The 17,194-nt window shown below is 44.1% G+C and carries 12 protein-coding genes; 5 read left to right on the plus strand and 7 right to left on the minus strand.

Annotated features, from left to right (window positions below):
* Positions 1–292 precede the first annotated feature (292 nt).
* The 3 genes from D1164_RS12750 (at position 293) to D1164_RS12760 (ending at position 5,228) form a co-directional block, all read left to right on the plus strand.
* Entirely contained in the window at positions 293–2,965 is a 2,673-nt protein-coding gene (locus tag D1164_RS12750) for an alpha-L-rhamnosidase (RefSeq protein WP_119350368.1), read from the plus strand.
* Positions 2,966–3,064: 99 nt separating this feature from the next.
* Complete coding sequence (locus tag D1164_RS12755; protein WP_119350369.1) at positions 3,065–4,168, plus strand: aminotransferase class I/II-fold pyridoxal phosphate-dependent enzyme; 1,104 nt, start codon at positions 3,065–3,067, stop codon at positions 4,166–4,168.
* Positions 4,155–5,228: a dipeptide epimerase gene (locus D1164_RS12760; protein ID WP_119350370.1), complete on the plus strand. Its 1,074-nt coding sequence runs from the start codon at positions 4,155–4,157 to the stop codon at positions 5,226–5,228. Before D1164_RS12755 ends, D1164_RS12760 begins: the two co-directional genes overlap by 14 nt.
* 102 nt (positions 5,229–5,330) lie before the next feature.
* Here D1164_RS12760 and D1164_RS12765 read toward each other — a convergent pair whose 3' ends face one another.
* A complete protein-coding gene (locus D1164_RS12765) occupies positions 5,331–6,095 on the minus strand; it encodes a class I SAM-dependent methyltransferase (RefSeq protein WP_119350371.1) in 765 nt (254 codons plus the stop codon).
* A gap of 30 nt (positions 6,096–6,125) precedes the next feature.
* Complete coding sequence (locus D1164_RS12770) at positions 6,126–8,201, minus strand: acetate--CoA ligase family protein (RefSeq protein ID WP_119350372.1); 2,076 nt, start codon at positions 8,199–8,201, stop codon at positions 6,126–6,128.
* Between the two features lie 117 nt (positions 8,202–8,318).
* Here D1164_RS12770 and D1164_RS12775 point away from each other — a divergent pair, with 117 nt between their 5' ends.
* Both D1164_RS12775 and D1164_RS12780 read left to right on the plus strand, forming a co-directional pair.
* Positions 8,319–9,131: a hypothetical protein gene (locus D1164_RS12775; protein ID WP_119350373.1), complete on the plus strand. Its 813-nt coding sequence runs from the start codon at positions 8,319–8,321 to the stop codon at positions 9,129–9,131.
* 148 nt (positions 9,132–9,279) lie between these two features.
* Positions 9,280–9,810, plus strand: a complete 531-nt coding sequence (locus D1164_RS12780) for a UpxY family transcription antiterminator (protein ID WP_119350374.1) — start codon at positions 9,280–9,282, stop codon at positions 9,808–9,810.
* 85 nt (positions 9,811–9,895) lie between these two features.
* Here D1164_RS12780 and D1164_RS12785 read toward each other — a convergent pair whose 3' ends face one another.
* The 5 genes from D1164_RS12785 to D1164_RS12805 all read right to left on the minus strand — a co-directional run bounded on the left by D1164_RS12785 (position 9,896) and on the right by D1164_RS12805 (position 17,194).
* On the minus strand, positions 9,896–10,756 hold the full coding sequence (locus D1164_RS12785; RefSeq protein WP_119350375.1) for a sigma-70 family RNA polymerase sigma factor: 861 nt from the start codon (positions 10,754–10,756) through the stop codon (positions 9,896–9,898).
* A 117-nt stretch (positions 10,757–10,873) separates the two neighbouring features.
* Entirely contained in the window at positions 10,874–12,313 is a 1,440-nt protein-coding gene (locus D1164_RS12790; RefSeq protein WP_119350376.1) for a Do family serine endopeptidase, read from the minus strand.
* Between the two features lie 171 nt (positions 12,314–12,484).
* Positions 12,485–13,066, minus strand: coding sequence for an LOG family protein (locus tag D1164_RS12795; RefSeq protein WP_119350377.1), 582 nt, complete (start codon positions 13,064–13,066; stop codon positions 12,485–12,487).
* A 63-nt stretch (positions 13,067–13,129) separates the two neighbouring features.
* The gene (gene gyrB, locus D1164_RS12800; protein ID WP_119350449.1) at positions 13,130–15,100 is read right to left on the minus strand and encodes a DNA topoisomerase (ATP-hydrolyzing) subunit B; all 1,971 of its coding nucleotides are present in this window, start codon (positions 15,098–15,100) and stop codon (positions 13,130–13,132) included.
* Positions 15,101–15,388: 288 nt separating this feature from the next.
* On the minus strand, positions 15,389–17,194 hold the full coding sequence (locus tag D1164_RS12805) for a TonB-dependent receptor (protein ID WP_147372180.1): 1,806 nt from the start codon (positions 17,192–17,194) through the stop codon (positions 15,389–15,391).

Below are 17,194 nucleotides of genomic sequence, written 5' to 3' on the forward strand. Positions count from 1 at the left end.
AAATTTTGTTTCCTCCTTCAGAAATACCCAACATTCAATCCAAAAGAAACATTTATGTTGCAATACTACTCTACGGCTCTCTGTGTCTTCTCTGCACTCTCTGCGGTTAAAGTAAATCTTCCCCGGATTATGTAAAAAATGTATCTGTATCTATTCCATTTTATGGATCTTGTATCGAAAAAGAGTATTTTTAGCAAGGTAAATTTTTTGACTTAAAAATTAAAAGCGAACAAGTCTGAAACCGGTTTACTACTAATTCTGATTTTAACTATTTCAATAAACTACTAAAAACATGATATCTATAAAGAATGGCATCCTGCTTTTTTTACTCTCTGTTTCTATTTTGGCGTGCACTCAAGCAAAAAAAACTTTTTATGCAGAAGAGTTAAAATGTGAAAACCTTCACAATCCGTTGGGAATAGACAAAACAGCACCCCGGTTTAGCTGGAAAATAAAAAGTACAAAAAACGGCACTACCCAGTCGGCATTTCAGGTTCTTGTTGCCAGCGACAAGGAACAGCTAAAAAAGAACGAGGCCGATTTATGGGACTCCGGTAAAATCGCATCAGCATCATCGTTATGGATTAAATACGAAGGAGAACCGCTGAAGCCCGGAAGCCATGCTTACTGGAAGATCCGTGTTTGGGATGAAGCAGATAATATCTCAGACTGGAGCCAGCCGGCAGAGTTTGGAATCGGCCTTTTGGGAGAAAACGACTGGCGGGCCGATTATATCGGTTTTAACACAGACGGAGGTTACATCGAATGCCCACAGGTATATAGCTCTTTTGAGGTAAAAGAAACCGATTCGAAACGATTGTTACATGTAAATTCCCTGGGGTACCATGAAGTTTATCTGAACGGACAAAAAGTAGGCAACGGGGTGCTTGCGCCGGCTATTTCGCAGTTTGGTAAACGTTCGCTGATAAATACCTACGATGTTTCACTGTATGTAAAAACCGGAAAGAACGACTTGTTGATTTGGTTGGGAAGCGGCTGGTACACCGACGGACATCCCGGTGTTGCCAACAACGGGCCGGTGGTAAAAGCGCAACTGGAAAAGATTGGGAATAAAAAAAGAGAAGTTATCCTGGCAACCAATTCAACCTGGAAAGGACGGGAAAGCAGCTATATCAGGCATGGCAGCTGGAAACCAGACCGTTTTGGTGGGGAAATTTTAAACGGGGAATTAACAAAAAGTGATTTAACACTGGATGATACACCGGGGAGAAACTGGCAACCGGTTTCCGTGATAGAGATTCCCTCTCACAGTGTAAGCCCGCAAATGGTTGAACAGAGCCGGATACAGGATACCATACTTCCACTGAAAATAAGTGAATTTGGGAAAGACACCTTCCTGATTGACATGGGAAAAAACCTCACCGGATGGGTAGAGATGCATTTTTCCGGATTAGAAAAAGCGCAGGAAATTAAGCTGGACTATTGCGACCATCTTTCGGAGGACGGAAAATTTACCGATCGAAATTACTACGATAAATACATTGCATCCGGAACCGGGCCGGAAGTATTTAAAAATAAATTTAATTATCATGCTTTCAGGTACATTCGTGTTTCCGGGTTACAAGAAATGCCCCAACTCAAAACGGTTAAGGCATACCTTATTCATACTGATTATGAAGCGACTTCAGGCTTTGAATGTTCCGACCCGGACCTAAATCAGATTCACGACATGTTGCTTTACACTTTTCGCTGTTTGAGTATTAGCGGTAACCTGGTAGATTGCCCGCATATTGAAAGGTTAGGTTATGGGGGTGATGGAAATGCTTCTACCGTAACTGCGCAGACGATGTACAACCTGGGACCGCTTTATACCAACTGGCTGCAGGCCTGGGCTGATGTCATCCGCGAAGATGGAGGAATGCCACATACAGCACCGAACCCGTATGCTGCCGGGGGTGGTCCTTATTGGTGTGGTTTTATCATTACGGCAACGTGGAACACCTTCCTGAATTATGGCGATACCTTACTTCTCAACAAGCATTATCCTGCTATGCAAAAATGGCTGGAATATGTGGATAAATACAGTATTGACGGATTGTTAAAGCGCTGGCCCGACACTGATTACCGTGCCTGGTACCTGGGTGACTGGGCCACACCGGACGGGATTGACCAAACCGCAGAGGCGTCGGTTGATGTGGTAAACAATTCGTTTTTAGCTGTTTGCCTCGACAACATGAAGAGAATTGCCCGGGTTTTAGAAAAACCGGAGGATGAAAAAATGTACGCAAAAAAAATGGAACAGCTGCAAAAGAAAATTCATGAAGTATTTTTTGAGGAACAGGATAATACATATGGAACAGGAACACAGATTGATTTGGCCTACCCGATAATTGCAGGTGTAGTTCCCGAAAACCTTCAGGAGAAAGTAACAGAATCATTTTATAATGAAACAAACAACAACCGGAAAGGACACCTGGCGTGCGGGTTGGTTGGACTCCCGGTAATCACGGAATGGGCTGTAAAAAACCAGGCCGCCGAGCTAATGTATTCGATGTTAAAAAAGCGGGAGTATCCCGGATTCCTTTACATGATAGACAACGGGGCTACAACAACCTGGGAACACTGGAACGGGCATCGCAGCAGGATTCATAATTGTTATAATGGAATTGGTTCGTGGTTCTATCAGGCAGTTGGAGGGATACGACCTGTTGAGGATGTTCCGGCATATCAAAAAGTACACATACAGCCACAAATACCGGAAGGAGTAACCTGGGCAAAAACATTTCTGGAAACGCCTAACGGGAAACTGGCTGTAAACTGGGAGCTGGGTGAAAATACCCTGCAAATGGATATTGAAATTCCGGTGGGAACTGAAGCCGGTATTGCCCTTCCTTCAGGAGTAAAAGAATATACACTTGAGAATACGGATTATCAACTCAAAGAAAACGAAACAAACGTGGTGCCCCTAAAAAGCGGTCGGTACAAAATCAGTTATAAAATGTAGTTTAAGGCGACACGTTTCACTGTTCTCCGGGACTTTACAGAGACGCAACAGCCTGATATCATTCCAGGCAAGTCACTTAAAAAATATATATTTGACACAATGCTGAAAGTTCAAAGCAAAACAGGCAACTATATTACTATACATGGCGAACATTATTCCTACTTTGCCGGGAATGATTACCTCGGTCTTGCCCACCATCCTGATGTCATTCAGGCTGCTACCCTGGCATTGGAAAAATATGGCATTAGTTTTTCGGCATCGCGGCAAACCACAGGTACTTCTGAAATTCATCTGGAATTGGAGCAGTTGCTGGCCCGGTTCAAGACCCGGCAGGATGCGGTTGTATTTGCCACCGGGTACCTGGGAAACAGGTTGTTGTTCCATGCTCTTAAAGGGCAATATTCCACTGTATTTGCCGATGCACAGGCACATCCCAGCATCTCTGACGGAGTTCCCGGCGGAATACCTTCCCGCATTTACGAACATTGCAACCCCAACCATTTGGAAGACCTTCTCAAAAAAAATAAAAAACACCGGCCGCTGATTATTACCGACGGCATTTTTGCCCTTACTGGAAAAATTGCCCCGGTGGATGAAATATATTCTTTGGCCGAAAAATACAATGCCCTGCTTATTGTGGACGATGCACATGCAACAGGGGTACTGGGGAAAAACGGTACGGGAACACCGGAGCATTTTAACCTGCAAAATGCAAAAAACCTCTACCAGTCAGAAACCATGAGCAAAGCGCTTGGAGCCTACGGTGGGTTTATTGCGGCAGACGAAACACTCATTCAAAGCATCCGGTCGAAATCCACCTTTTACGGAGCATCCACTGCCCTGCCCCCTCCCCTGGTGGCGGCCGGCTGTGCTTCATTGAGCCTGATTCAGCAACAACCGGAACTGCGCGAAAAGTTGAAAAAGAATGCTGAACTAATCCGAAAAGGCATCCAAAACATGGAATTTCACACCACCGGAGAAGGCACCCCCATTATCCCCATTCTATTTCAAAGCAGGCAAAAAACAAAAGCCCTGTCGGAATACCTGAAAGAGAATCATATTGTTGCCCCTGCTGTGGACTATCCTGTAAAAACGGATAATTTTATCATCCGAATAACGGCTTCCACAAACCACACCACAGAACAAATTGAGAACCTGTTATTCATTCTAAAAAAATGGAGAGAAAAATATGGAACCCACTAAAATTAAAGCTGTTTTTATAGAACCAATCAATATTCCGCTGGATGAACCGTTTACCATTGCCATCGGGGTAAAGCACCAGATTGAAAATGTGTTGGTTACCGTCTTGCTGGAAAACGGAATAAAAGGTTATGGTGAAGCGGCACCGCTGGAACCGATCAATGGAGAAAATCAGGCGACGGTACTGGCTACGTTAAAAAGTTGCAAAGATTTTCTGGTTGGGAAAGACGCCGCTGATTTCAGGCAGATATCCAAACACCTGAAAAGCGTATTTTGGGCACAAATTACCGCACGTTGCGCTGTTGAAATGGCGCTGATAGATGCATATACAAAATCGCTGGGAATCCCGCTTTATAAATTTCTGGGAGGAGCAGAAAATAAAATCGAAACAGATTACACCATTGATATTGTACCTCCCGACACGGCCAGGATAAATGCGGAAAAGCTCAGCGGGAAAGGCTACCAAACATTAAAAACCAAGGTTGGGAAAAAACTCACAGACGATATCGACCGTATTCTGGCCATCAAAGAAGGCGCCCCGGATTGCAGGCTCATGCTTGACGCCAACCAGGGGTATTCTCCTGTCCAGGCTGTTCACTTTTTGGAAGAACTGGAAAAGAACGGCATCCGGCCCGAGCTGTTCGAGCAGCCGGTTGAGAAACACGATCTGCAAGGGATGAAATTTGTAAAAGAACACACTTCCGTGCCGGTTGCTGCCGACGAGTCTGTTTTTACCGCCGCCGATGCCATTCAGGTCGTTCGGACGGGATGCGCTGATCTGATAAACATCAAACTGATGAAATCCGGGATAGTGGAAGCACTGGATATTGCTGCCATTGCCCGCAGTGCAAACATGGGACTTATGATTGGCTGCATGCTGGAAACGAGTTTGGGATTGGGAGCTTCGGTTCACTTTGCTGCCGGACTGGGTAACTTCGCATTTATCGATCTTGACCCGCACCTCTCTCCGGAACAGGATCCATTTTCTGGGGAGCCGCAGTTCAAGGAGCCATTTTATTTTCTTTCAGATGTAGAAGCCGGAATCGGAAAAACATTAGATTGATATACTGAGTTTTCCCCGGAAAGAACGATCTGGCATAAAAAACAAAAGCAAGCACAAACTTATTTTGCAAAAAGTAATTTGCAGGATCTTTGAGTTTTGTTTTTAAGTTTTCAGCTTTGCTTTTACCACCAGCGGCAAATGCTTCCCGCCAAACGATGCCTCTTTGAAGTTGGAAAACAATTCAACATCCTGAAAACCGGCCAGGTGTAACAGGCTTGTCAACTCATTGCTTTTTAACGCCAGAAGCAGGGTTTCATTGGAAATTACTTTCCCCTCTTTTTTCAGGTGCAGGTCTGTCTGAAACCGGACATACGGACTGTCTTTCTCAAAAACATAATGCCGGATAAACTTTATATTTTCGGTTTCGATGAGTGGCAATTCCGAAACCTGCTCCTTCAGAATATAATCGTAGTTGAGAATTTGTCCCAGAAAATACCCACCGGGCTTCAACACCGTAGAAACGCCTTTCAACATTTCTCCAATGAGTTCAGGCGAAGGCAGGTGTACCAGCGTATTCCCAAAACAAACCACCGCATCAAACTGTTGCTGGGGAAAGTCATTTCCCAGTTCCAGCATGTTCCCTTTTATAAATTTGCACCGGACGGTTTGGCCGGCTCCCTCATCCATAATTTTCAACTGTGCCTTGCGCAGCAGATCTTCATTCAAATCGATACCGGTAACGCGAGCCCCTGCTTTACATAATTGAAAGGCCAGTTCGCCGGTAGCACATCCAATATCCAAAACTTCCTTATCCGCCAGCAAACCTGTACTTTTTATTACATACTGAAGTTGTGCAGGATTATAAGGGAATATTTCGGTATAGTATTTTGAAATCGAAGAGTAAAATTCATTCTGTTTGGTTGTCATACCTTTTTAATTTTAAGTAATACACACTATTTACGAATACTCATTGCTGCTCTTCCCCACCCTCACCCGTGCATCCACGGCCAAAATTTCAGTTTCATTTCCCAGCAACGGATTGATGTCTATTTCCTTAATTTCAGTCGCATGGCGCAGGAGGTTAGAAAGCCGTACAATAATTTCTGCAAACTGCGGAATATTTACCCCTTCCTGTTTACGGTAGCCTTTCAAAATTTTATATGATTTTAACTGCCGCAACATCGAACCCGCTTCTTCCAGCGAAAGCGGTGCCAGTCCTGAAGCGACATCTTTCAGTACCTCCACGTAAATACCACCCAATCCGCACAGCACCACATGCCCAAAATCCTGTTCATATTTTGCGCCCAGAAAAAGCTCAGTTCCCGACGCCATTTGTGCTACCATTACCCCTTCAGCACCCTTAATTTCTTTCAGGTGATGAAACTCTTTGCGTACCTGCGCCACATTCCGGATATTCAAAATTACTCCCCCCACATCGGTCTTATGTACCGGTCCGACTACCTTCATCACGACCGGAAAACCGATATTAAGGGAAGACAACACCGCTTCTGTTTCACTGGTAACTACAATTTCCTTCACCCTCGGAATGCCGGCAGCATCAAACAACTGGTGGATAATTCCAGGTGGCTGGTAACCCTCTTTCGCCTGTTCAATAATGGCCCGAATAGCTTTCAAATCGATTCCTTCCATAAAACTCCCGGAGGTTGCAGGAGCCGGAGTATGTATAACCTTGGTGAGCGCCCGGCCAAGCAAAACCTCATCAGGAAAGTTTACATTTCCGTGCGACAGAAAGTAGGAAACATCCTCTTTTACATTGATAATGGATGGCAAAATAGGATATACTGGCTTCCGGCAGCTTTTCATTTTTTCGTTCAGTAATTCATATACATCGCGAATAGGAAAAAGTCCGGGACTACCAAAAATCACAGCCATACCATCCACATCGAAATCGTTCTCGCAGGCATCCACAATATCTCCCAGTTGTTCAGCAGTACCGGTCGCCAAAAAGTCGATCGGATTTTCAACGGAGGATCCCTCAAATAATTTCTCTTTCAGGGATTGTTTGGCCGGAGAATCGGGAATCTGCGGAATATGCAAACCACCATCTTCCAATGCATCGGTAAGCATTACGCCCGGTCCGCCCGCATGAGTAATGATGGCCAGATTTTTTCCTTTCAACTCTTTGCACATAAATACGCCGGCCACAGTGGTCAGCTCCTCCCGCCCGTAGCAACGTACAATCCCTGCTTTCCGGAACAGCGCTTCCACAGCAGCATCGGAACTGGTAAGCGCTCCGGTGTGTGACGAGGCCGCCCGGCTGCCCGCAGAAGAACTGCCTGCTTTAATAGCTGCTATTTTACACCCCTTACGAACCAGTGATGAAGCATGAAAAAGCAATTTATCGGGGTTGTCAATATTCTCAATATAAAGCAATTTTACCCGGGAACTGACACCTGGCTTATACGTTTCATCAAGGTAAGCCAGCACATCTTCAACCCCGGTTTGTGCACTGTTACCCACAGAAAATACGTTGGCAAACCGTATTCCTTTGGGGATGCCTGATTCCATAATAAATACCGCTGTTGCCCCGGAACCGGAGATAAAATCACACCCGCCCGGTACAAGTGGGGGAATCGGAGTAGTAAAAACGCTGGCATGATGTGGAGTCATAACTCCAATACAATTTGGACCGATTAGACAAGCCCCGAAACGATTAGCCACCTGTGCAATCTGCTGCTCCAGTTTTTTGCCTTCTTCGCTGGTTTCCCCAAACCCGGCAGAAATGATAATAACTGCTTTTGTATTTTTTTGTGCAACCAGTACTTCTACTGCATGCAAACAAAATGGTGCCGGAATGGCCAGGATAGCCAAATCGACAGAGGGCAAATCCTCCACTGTTGAAAAGGCAGGAATCCCCTGAATTTCTTTGCTCTTCGGATTGACAACGTAAAGTTTTCCCCTGAACGGGTGATCTACCAGGTTTTTCACCAATTTCCCTCCGGGTTTCATGGTATTGTTCGATGCTCCTATTACAGCGATACTTTCCGGATGTAGCAATTTGTCATTGACCATGCGGCACTATGAATTTTGCATAAAAATAGGCAATTTTACTGCACCTCTTCCTGATTTTTTTCAAGTCCCCGGTTTTCTTTCCTGTTAGGAATTCTCTATTTTTATCCATTTTTAGAAATGGGCGAAAAGAAGGAACAAAAGATTATCGTATTTACAACCCTTTCCCCGTCAGACAAAGGTCTTATTTTAAGCGGAGTAAAAATCGCTTCGATATTCAAAAAAGAACTTTGCCTGGCATACCGCATGCATAAGAAAGAAGTAAAAAACCACCGTGCATACAAACAAAGACTGATTGACTACACAGTTCCCCTAAAAAAAGAAATTCCCGATCTCAAAACTTCTGTACTGCTTTTGCAGGAGCCGCTCAGAAGTTTACCGGAGATTCTGGCAGACGACTACGAAGCGATTCTGCTGATTGCCGATTCTTCAAGGTTTAAAAGTTATTCTAAAGCAGTAACCGAAAGCCCGGTCCCGTTTCTTTTTATAAATACACAGGCTCCGCTATCCCCATTCCGGGAAATTGTATTACCTGTTGATTTACGCAAGGAGAACAGCGACACGGCACTCTGGTGCTCGTGGTTTGGCCGGTTTAACCAGTCCAACATAATAGCTGTGGCCGCAAACGAGAAGAGAAAGGAGTCGCAGGGGCAAGTGGCACGTAATATTATGCTGACTAAAAAATTGTTTCGGAAATTCGATATCAGCCATAAAATTTTTAAGGGGAACAAAACAAGTTTGCAAAATAGTTTCGAGGCCATGGATTTTGCTCTTACGTCAAATACCGACCTCCTTGTGCTACTCGGTAGTTCGGTCATTACACCACTTGACTGGCTGGTGGGCCTCCCTGAAAGAAAAATCATCCGTAATGCAGGGAATCTTCCGGTTTTGCTTGTTAATCCCCGTCGGGATAACTATATACTGTGCGATTAATATCCTGTGTGATTAATCATAATTCTCGTTAGAATGAACCCTTCTAATTATTATAAAAAAAATCCGGGAATCGTTGCCAACAAAAAAAATGAAATTCCTATTTTTGAATCCACCAGACAATGTAGTCCGGCGCAACCATACATAAAAAATGACAAATAGCCACCCAAAAAAACAGAAAGTATGGCGTGTAGTTTATACCCGCTCACGGGCTGAAAAAAAAGTACATGCCGATCTGACGTCACAAAACATCGAATGCTTTTTGCCTCTGCAAAAAAAGCTTCGGCAATGGAAAGATCGTAAAAAATGGGTAGAAATGCCTCTTATCTCGGGCTACTGTTTTATAAACATTGAGCCTTCAGAATACGAAAAGGTACTGCAAACCGACAACGTGGTGTGCTATGTTACCTTTGAAGGAAAACCTGCCCGTATTCCACATCAACAAATTGATTTTCTGAAACAAATGCTCCGGCAATCCGACTTTGAGGTGGAAATTTGCAGGGAAACATTCGAGCCGGGAAAACGCGCAGAGATTATTTCAGGGCCACTCATTGGATTGCAGGGAGAATTGCTAAGCTGCCGGGGAAATGACCGTTTTGTTTTGCGCATCGAACAAATCAATACCGTTTTCTCGGTTGAAGTTCCTGCCAGCCAATTGACCGCGCTGCCGGAACTGGTATAATATTGCCGCTCCTGAATGAATGCTACAAAATAAAAACGCCGCCCTTGCTAAATACAAAGGCGGCGGCTCTATATTGCTAAAAAACTTATCCTAAATACGTTTTTAGTAACTTACTTCTGGAAGTGTGCCTCAATCTCCTAATGGCTTTTTCTTTAATTTGACGCACCCTTTCGCGGGTAAGTCCAAACCGTTCACCAATCTCTTCCAGTGTCATTTCCTGACAGCCAATTCCAAAAAACAAGCGGATAATGTCAGCTTCTCTTTCGGTAAGCGTTGCAAGGGCCCGGTGTATTTCACGGGCGAGTGATTCCTGAATAAGTGTCCGGTCGGCATTGGGAGAATCGTTATTCACCAGCACATCCAAAAGGCTGTTGTCTTCCCCGTCTACAAACGGAGCATCAACAGAAACATGCCTTCCTGAAACCCTGAGTGTATCTGCCACTTTATCAGCCGGCAACTCCAACGAATCGGCCAACTCTTCTGGTGAAGGCTTCCGTTCGTGTTCCTGTTCAAATTTTGAATAGGCTTTATTTATCTTGTTCAACGAACCCACCTGGTTCAGGGGGAGTCGTACAATTCTTGATTGCTCGGCCAGCGCCTGCAAAATAGATTGCCGAATCCACCACACTGCATAGGAAATAAACTTAAACCCCCTGGTTTCATCAAATTTTTCCGCTGCCTTTATCAGCCCAAGATTCCCTTCGTTGATCAAATCAGGAAGACTGAGTCCCTGGTTCTGATACTGCTTGGCAACAGAAACTACAAATCGCAGGTTTGCCCTTGTTAATTTCTCCAAAGCAGCCTGATCACCCTTTTTAATACGCTGGGCTAATTCAACTTCTTCCTCAACGGTAATAAGCTCCTCCTTGCCAATTTCCTGTAAATACTTATCCAACGAGGCACTTTCACGATTCGTGATGGACTTTGTGATCTTAAGCTGTCTCATATTCTCTTACTCTCCTTAAAAAAACGTGCAAATATAGAACATTAATAATTAGCGATAAAGGAGCGGCTTCACAAAAAAAAGATTATTAATAGTTTGTTAAAGGTATTCCGTGCATTTTTAACCGTCAACACCAAAAACAAAATATGCCAACTCGCCATTGGGGTAAACACCCTCTACTAAAATTCCCCCCTTCGCATTTCCAATCTCTCTCTTTAAATCATTTACCTCATATATAGGCTTTTTGTTCACATGGGTTATAATAAACCCTTCACTTAAGCCTGCATCTTTGAGTTTACCCTTATCTAAATCTTTAATTTTTATTCCGTACTCAATATTTAATTTTCTTTTATCATTCATGCCAATCACTTCAAAACCAGCACCCAAAACAGTAACATTGTCACGTACAATTTGCGTGTCACCATGTTTATTACGTAAGGTTACTGTAAATTGTTTCCTGTCACCGTTTCTTTTCACAACAATTTTTACATCATCGCCCGGACGGTAAAGGCTCACCTTCTCCTGGAGCTCCGCCGAAGAATTTACCGGCTGCCCTGCCACGCTAATAATAACGTCTCCCTCTTTTATTCCGGCATCTTTAGCTGCGCCGGTTTCTTGAACCGCAGCAACAAATACGCCTTCCGCAACATCAAGCCCTTCTTCTTTAACGAGTGTGGCATCAACGTCTCTGATATTTACGCCAAGCAAGGCACGTTGTACTTCTCCAAATTCCTTTAAATCTTCTACTACTTTTTGAACAATGGAAACCGGTACGGCAAATGAGTAGCCGGCATACGAACCGGTACGCGAAGCAATGGCAGTATTTATACCAACCAGTTTACCTGACTGGTTTACCAGAGCGCCCCCACTATTTCCAGGATTCACCGCAGCATCGGTCTGAATGAATGATTCAATAGAATACTGATCGGCATTAATTCCCAGGTTACGGGCCCTGGCACTGATAATACCTGCTGTTACCGTTGAAGTCAGGTTAAACGGGTTACCCACTGCCAGTACCCATTCTCCCAATCTCAACTCATCTGAATTTCCATAGGTAAGGTACGGCAGGTTATCTGCCTCAACTTTCAACAGGGCCAGGTCGGTGGAAGGATCGGCTCCTACCAGGCGCGCATCGTATTCCTGCTTATTGTTTAAAATTACTTTAATATTTTGTGCCCTTTCGATTACATGATTGTTGGTAACAATGTATCCATCTTCCGACAAAATAACACCGGAACCAAACCCTCTGGCAATCTGAGGTTCCTGCTGCCGCAACCCAAAAAACTCGTCAAAAAACGGATTTCCGCTGCTCCATCCTCCTCCCCGCATCGACTGGGTGGCGATATGAACAACAGCGTGAATTGAATTTTCTGCCGCAAAAGTTAAATCCGGAAGTTGCTCCCCACTATTGGACGGCAGGTTTACATACCGCATCGGTTGTTGTTCGGTAACGGTTACTACCTGTGATTTTGCAAAAAAGGCGTTATACATCCACACTCCCAAAAAAGCACTGGCCAAAACCAGCAAAAAAGTCAGCGTATATTTTTTCGTATTTTTCATGGTATAAAACTTTAATTTTACAAAGTGCTGTAAGTAACGCAAATTATCTGCCAGTGTTTTTTAAACTTTCAAACAATACCTTCTATTTTGGAATTTTTAACACACTAAGCATTCATTTGTTAAAAAGTTACATTGGCTAATGTGCTGCATGCAAGTTTGTCAGTATAATCGCTACTTATTAGGAACAACAAACCATTTTGAATCCGGTTCAACAGGTTTGTAAGCAGTAATGTATTCCATGGCCTGTTCAGCATTACCAGCTGAGAAATACAATTTACGGAAACTTTCCTTTACAAATTTTTCAGAAAAAGACGCTTCAAACTGTTTAAATAAGTGCTCATAGAAATCATGGGTGTTAACGAAAACTATCGGTTTATTGTGATAAGAAAGCTGGCGAAGGGTTAGTACTTCCAGAATCTCTTCCAGTGTCCCAAACCCACCGGGCAGAGCAATAAATGCGTCTGCCATTTCTCTCATTTTTGCTTTTCTTTCTTGCATATCTGCGGTGCTAATCACTTCATGTAAGTTATCTGAAGCAAGGGATCTCCTGACAAACCGTTCCGGAATAATTCCGATGGTTTTCGCCCCGGCATTAGATGCAGCGATAGTAACCGCCTCCATTAATCCCACATTGGCGCCGCCGTTTACTAATGTATGCCCCTTTTCTCCAATAAGTTGCCCCAGCTTTTGAGCTTCACTAAAATAGACTTCCGGAATAGCATTACTGGAGGAACAAAAAACACAGATATTCATAACTATCAAATAGGAAAATCCGGACTTTACAGCCCGGATTCATATTATTATTGTAATCATCAACTAAGCATCGATGTTCGCATAGGTAGCGTGGTCTTCAATAAACTTCCTGCGGGGAGGAACATCATCCCCCATAAGCATGGAAAAAATATGATCTGCCTCGGCAGCGTTTTCAATGGTTACCTGCTGCAATGTCCGGTTTTCCGGATTCATGGTAGTATCCCATAATTGTTCGGCATTCATCTCACCCAAACCTTTGTATCGCTGCTGATGCACGTTGCTTTCCACTCCGTCGGCCCACTCGTCAATAATTTGGCGGCGTTGTTGCTCTGACCATGCATACGCTTCTTTTTTCCCTCTTTTAAGAAGGTAAAGCGGTGGAGTGGCGATATACAGGTAGCCTGATTTAATCAGATCCTGCATGTAGCGGAAAAAGAAGGTCATAATTAACGTTGCAATGTGGCTTCCATCCACATCGGCATCCGTCATAATAATGACTTTATGGTACCTGAGTTTCTCCATGTTCAGCGCTTTGGAATCCTCTTCTGTACCGATAGTTACGCCCAACGCCGTAAAAATATTCTTTATCTCATCGTTTTCAAAAATCTTATGCTGCATTGCCTTCTCCACATTCAGGATTTTTCCCCGCAGTGGAAGAATGGCCTGAAACCGGCGTTCACGTCCCTGTTTTGCCGTTCCGCCTGCCGAGTCGCCCTCCACCAGAAAAACCTCGGTAAGGGAGGGATCTTTTTCCGAACAGTCGCTCAGTTTTCCGGGCAATCCCCCACCTGACAGCGCATTTTTCCGCTGTACCATTTCACGGGCCTTCCGGGCAGCATGACGCGCCTGCGCTGCCAAAACCACCTTGTTTACAATGGATTTGGCCGATTTTGGATTTTCCTCCAGGTAATGAGAGAGGGCTTCACTCACTGCCTGATCCACTGCCAGACTAACCTCGGAGTTCCCTAACTTCGTTTTGGTCTGACCTTCAAACTGCGGCTCGGCTACCTTCACGGAAATAACCGTTGTTAGCCCTTCCCGAAAATCATCGCCGCTAATGTCGAATTTCAACTTGGTCAACATTCCCGAATTTTCGGCATAATTCTTCAGTGTACGGGTAAGGCCACGCCGGAAACCGGTAAGGTGCGTTCCACCTTCTATGGTGTTGATGTTATTAACGTAAGAATGAATGTTTTCAGAAAAAGTGGTATTGTATTGCATGGCAATCTCCACCGGGATATCATTCTTTTCGGTTACAATATGAATAATTTCAGGAGTTAACTTCACCCTTGTATTATCAAGGTAATCAACAAATTCCTTTAATCCTTCTTCCGAGAAAAAGGTTTCCGATTTGTATTGGCCGTCATCTTCCTGCTGCCGCTCATCGGCGATGGTCAACCGGATACCGGCATTCAGGAATGCCAGTTCACGGAGTCTTGCGGCTAAAATTTCGTATTTGTAAACCGTGGTTTGAAAAATAGTTTCATCCGGTTTGAATGTGACGATAGTCCCGGTATCATCCGCTTCTCCCTCCAGGCTCACTTCACCACTAGGCTTTCCGATAGAATACTCCTGCACCCAAACTTTTCCATCGCGATGGATCTCTGCCCTCAGATACGATGAAAGTGCGTTCACACAGGAAACCCCCACTCCGTGCAAACCACCCGAAACTTTGTAAGAATCTTTGTCGAACTTACCTCCGGCATGGAGCACTGTCATAACCACTTCCAGCGCTGATTTATTTTCCTTTAAATGCTTTTCCGTTGGAATTCCACGCCCGTTATCCCTCACTGTAATGGAATTATCTGCATGGATAATCACATCAATTTTGTCGCAATACCCGGCAAGGGCTTCGTCGATTGAGTTGTCCACCACTTCGTAAACCAAATGGTGCAATCCTTTTTCGTTGGTATCGCCAATGTACATGGAGGGCCTTTTCCTGACGGCTTCCAGTCCTTCCAGCACCTGTATACTTGAAGCTGAATAATTTCCGTTCCCTTCAGACGAATTCACTTTTTTTTCTGTCTCACTCATTTTTTCTCTCTGCCTAATAATTAAAATAAATACATTGCTTTTGGGAAAAATGAACATCTGTCACCAAAAGAAAACAACGTAGAAAACAGACACTTTTCCAATTATTATCCTCCTTTGGGAAGTGTCGCGCAAATATAATAAAATTACCTGAAGGAGCAGGTGCTTTCAAGGCTTTTTAACCCCAATTTTTCAACAAGTTATAAAACTGAAAATGAGTACAAAAAACCAGCCGAAAAAGGTCTTAAAAAGTACTTTCTACTCCCAGGTATCGGCACGTCCGGGGAGAGACTAAAATGCGTAGCTCAGCCCTCCCAGCACATTAAAACTCTGCACCGGGTACCCTAACCATTGCTGGTACTTCTGAAAGCCAAAATTATTCAGTTGCGCAAACACGGAGAACCGGTTTGTAATTTTATAATTTGCATTCAGGTTCAAATCGAAAACAGTAGGGAGGTTGTACGAATTAAATTGCAAATCTTCAAGTTGCAGCAACTCCGCATTTGTTAAAGCTTCCGGTTTTCTCGGGTCCTCGCCCGGCACGCTCATTATAAGCGCTTTTCTTTGCCCGGTAAAAAACAAGTCTGTCGTCAGGCTCAACTGCTCAGACACCTCGTATCCCAACGACAATTTGGCATCCCAATCGGGAAGATGCCAGGGTTCTTCCATGGTATCCATTTTATACACATAATAATTCCCGGAAAGCAGCAGATTCACCTTCTCAAAGTAGGCATGAAATATTTCGACATTGAACTTAAGACGACTCAGGTTGTCATAAATCACATCAAAATCGTTGTCCACAACCGGAGTTGCAGTCCCCTCATCATCATATTCGTACCCAAACTGGTAATACAAGGGTTGTTCTTTCAACTTGGAATAGTCCACCGAAATTTTAAAATTTGTTTTGGCAGCCAGCTTCCCGTCGAAACCTCCATAAACATGAAATTGTTCGAATGTATTTTTTACATGATGTTCGGGATCTACAAACGGATTTTCGTAAGCGATTTTCGAATAGTGATTATTGATGTAATTCCCATCGATACCGGCAAAAATGTTGATTATCTCCTCAACAGGGGCAAAGTTTGCACGGATATTCGGAGCCAGTTTGGCCATCATGTCGGTACTACTGTCCATAACAAACCAGGCATTTACCCCCAACCGAATGTTGGCCATATCGCCACCCAGCAGATAAGAAGGCTTGGCGGTAATCCAGGTTTGCTGACTTTTCCCCAGCGCCATCTGGTTCCGGTTAAAAACTTCCTCGGCGCGCACAAATGTAATACCGGCCTCCAAAAAACCGGTTCCCTTGTCATAGGGCTTTTTCAAATCAACCATAAACTCGCCGAAGTGTTCGCGCTGACCGGTTTTTGCGCCAAAATAGTGATACAGAAAATCGAAGTCAAAAGTAATATCATTCCGGCCGGCTGTCGCATTTTCGAGCCCGATATTAAAACTACCTTTTGTAAACGTTTGCCTCTTCCCCTGGTAGTTTATCTCCTGATCTTCCTCCTTCAGAAAATCAGGGATTGATTCAAGCGGATAACCGTAAAAATCAAATCCTTTATGATCAAATCCCAAATTGATTGACAAAACCGAAGAACGGTAAAAATGCTTCAGGAACATTTCTGCCTCATTTTCAGAAAATGGGGCATCTACTTTGTCGCCACCTTCAAGTTTCAGCTTTCCGTGCGAGGAAAGATGCTTCCCATGTAACCCGAACAGTGTATTTCGGATATTCTGACTATTAAAAAACACTTCCCCGTAAGGGCGGTTATAATTGCCAACCCCGGCACGTACCAGTCCAAAACCAGTGTCTTCAGCGGGCTCCGATGAAAAAGTAGCCGCCTTCAGCTGGTTCACAGAAAAAGTATTATAAATGGGCTGACTGAAAATGTTGTAGTTAAAACTGGGTTTTTCGTGTTCAGCATCTTCAATCCGGGGCATGCTGCTGATTTTGTTGGCATCAGAAATGGTGGGCCGGTAAGACTTTACAACTTCCACCTCCTGTGTGAGCGACGTATCGCGTTGCGCAAGGGCAGTACCTGAGGCGCCTGTCAAAACGAATAAAAAGATATATCGGGTTATTTTAGCGAACAT

Source organism: Mariniphaga sediminis (genome assembly GCF_003573545.1).
In the GTDB taxonomy this organism is placed as follows: domain Bacteria; phylum Bacteroidota; class Bacteroidia; order Bacteroidales; family Prolixibacteraceae; genus Mariniphaga; species Mariniphaga sediminis.

Bases quoted from the DNA above. Each gene is read 5' to 3' on its own strand.
- D1164_RS12750 (WP_119350368.1), top strand. From the start codon at position 293: ATGATATCTATAAAGAATGGCATCCTGCTTTTTTTACTCTCTGTTTCT.
- D1164_RS12755 (WP_119350369.1), top strand. From the start codon at position 3,065: ATGCTGAAAGTTCAAAGCAAAACAGGCAACTATATTACTATACATGGC.
- D1164_RS12760 (WP_119350370.1), top strand. From the start codon at position 4,155: ATGGAACCCACTAAAATTAAAGCTGTTTTTATAGAACCAATCAATATT.
- D1164_RS12765 (WP_119350371.1), bottom strand. From the start codon at position 6,095: ATGACAACCAAACAGAATGAATTTTACTCTTCGATTTCAAAATACTAT.
- D1164_RS12770 (WP_119350372.1), bottom strand. From the start codon at position 8,201: ATGGTCAATGACAAATTGCTACATCCGGAAAGTATCGCTGTAATAGGA.
- D1164_RS12775 (WP_119350373.1), top strand. From the start codon at position 8,319: ATGGGCGAAAAGAAGGAACAAAAGATTATCGTATTTACAACCCTTTCC.
- D1164_RS12780 (WP_119350374.1), top strand. From the start codon at position 9,280: ATGACAAATAGCCACCCAAAAAAACAGAAAGTATGGCGTGTAGTTTAT.
- D1164_RS12785 (WP_119350375.1), bottom strand. From the start codon at position 10,756: ATGAGACAGCTTAAGATCACAAAGTCCATCACGAATCGTGAAAGTGCC.
- D1164_RS12790 (WP_119350376.1), bottom strand. From the start codon at position 12,313: ATGAAAAATACGAAAAAATATACGCTGACTTTTTTGCTGGTTTTGGCC.
- D1164_RS12795 (WP_119350377.1), bottom strand. From the start codon at position 13,066: ATGAATATCTGTGTTTTTTGTTCCTCCAGTAATGCTATTCCGGAAGTC.
- gyrB (WP_119350449.1), bottom strand. From the start codon at position 15,100: ATGAGTGAGACAGAAAAAAAAGTGAATTCGTCTGAAGGGAACGGAAAT.
- D1164_RS12805 (WP_147372180.1), bottom strand. From the start codon at position 17,194: ATGTTCGCTAAAATAACCCGATATATCTTTTTATTCGTTTTGACAGGC.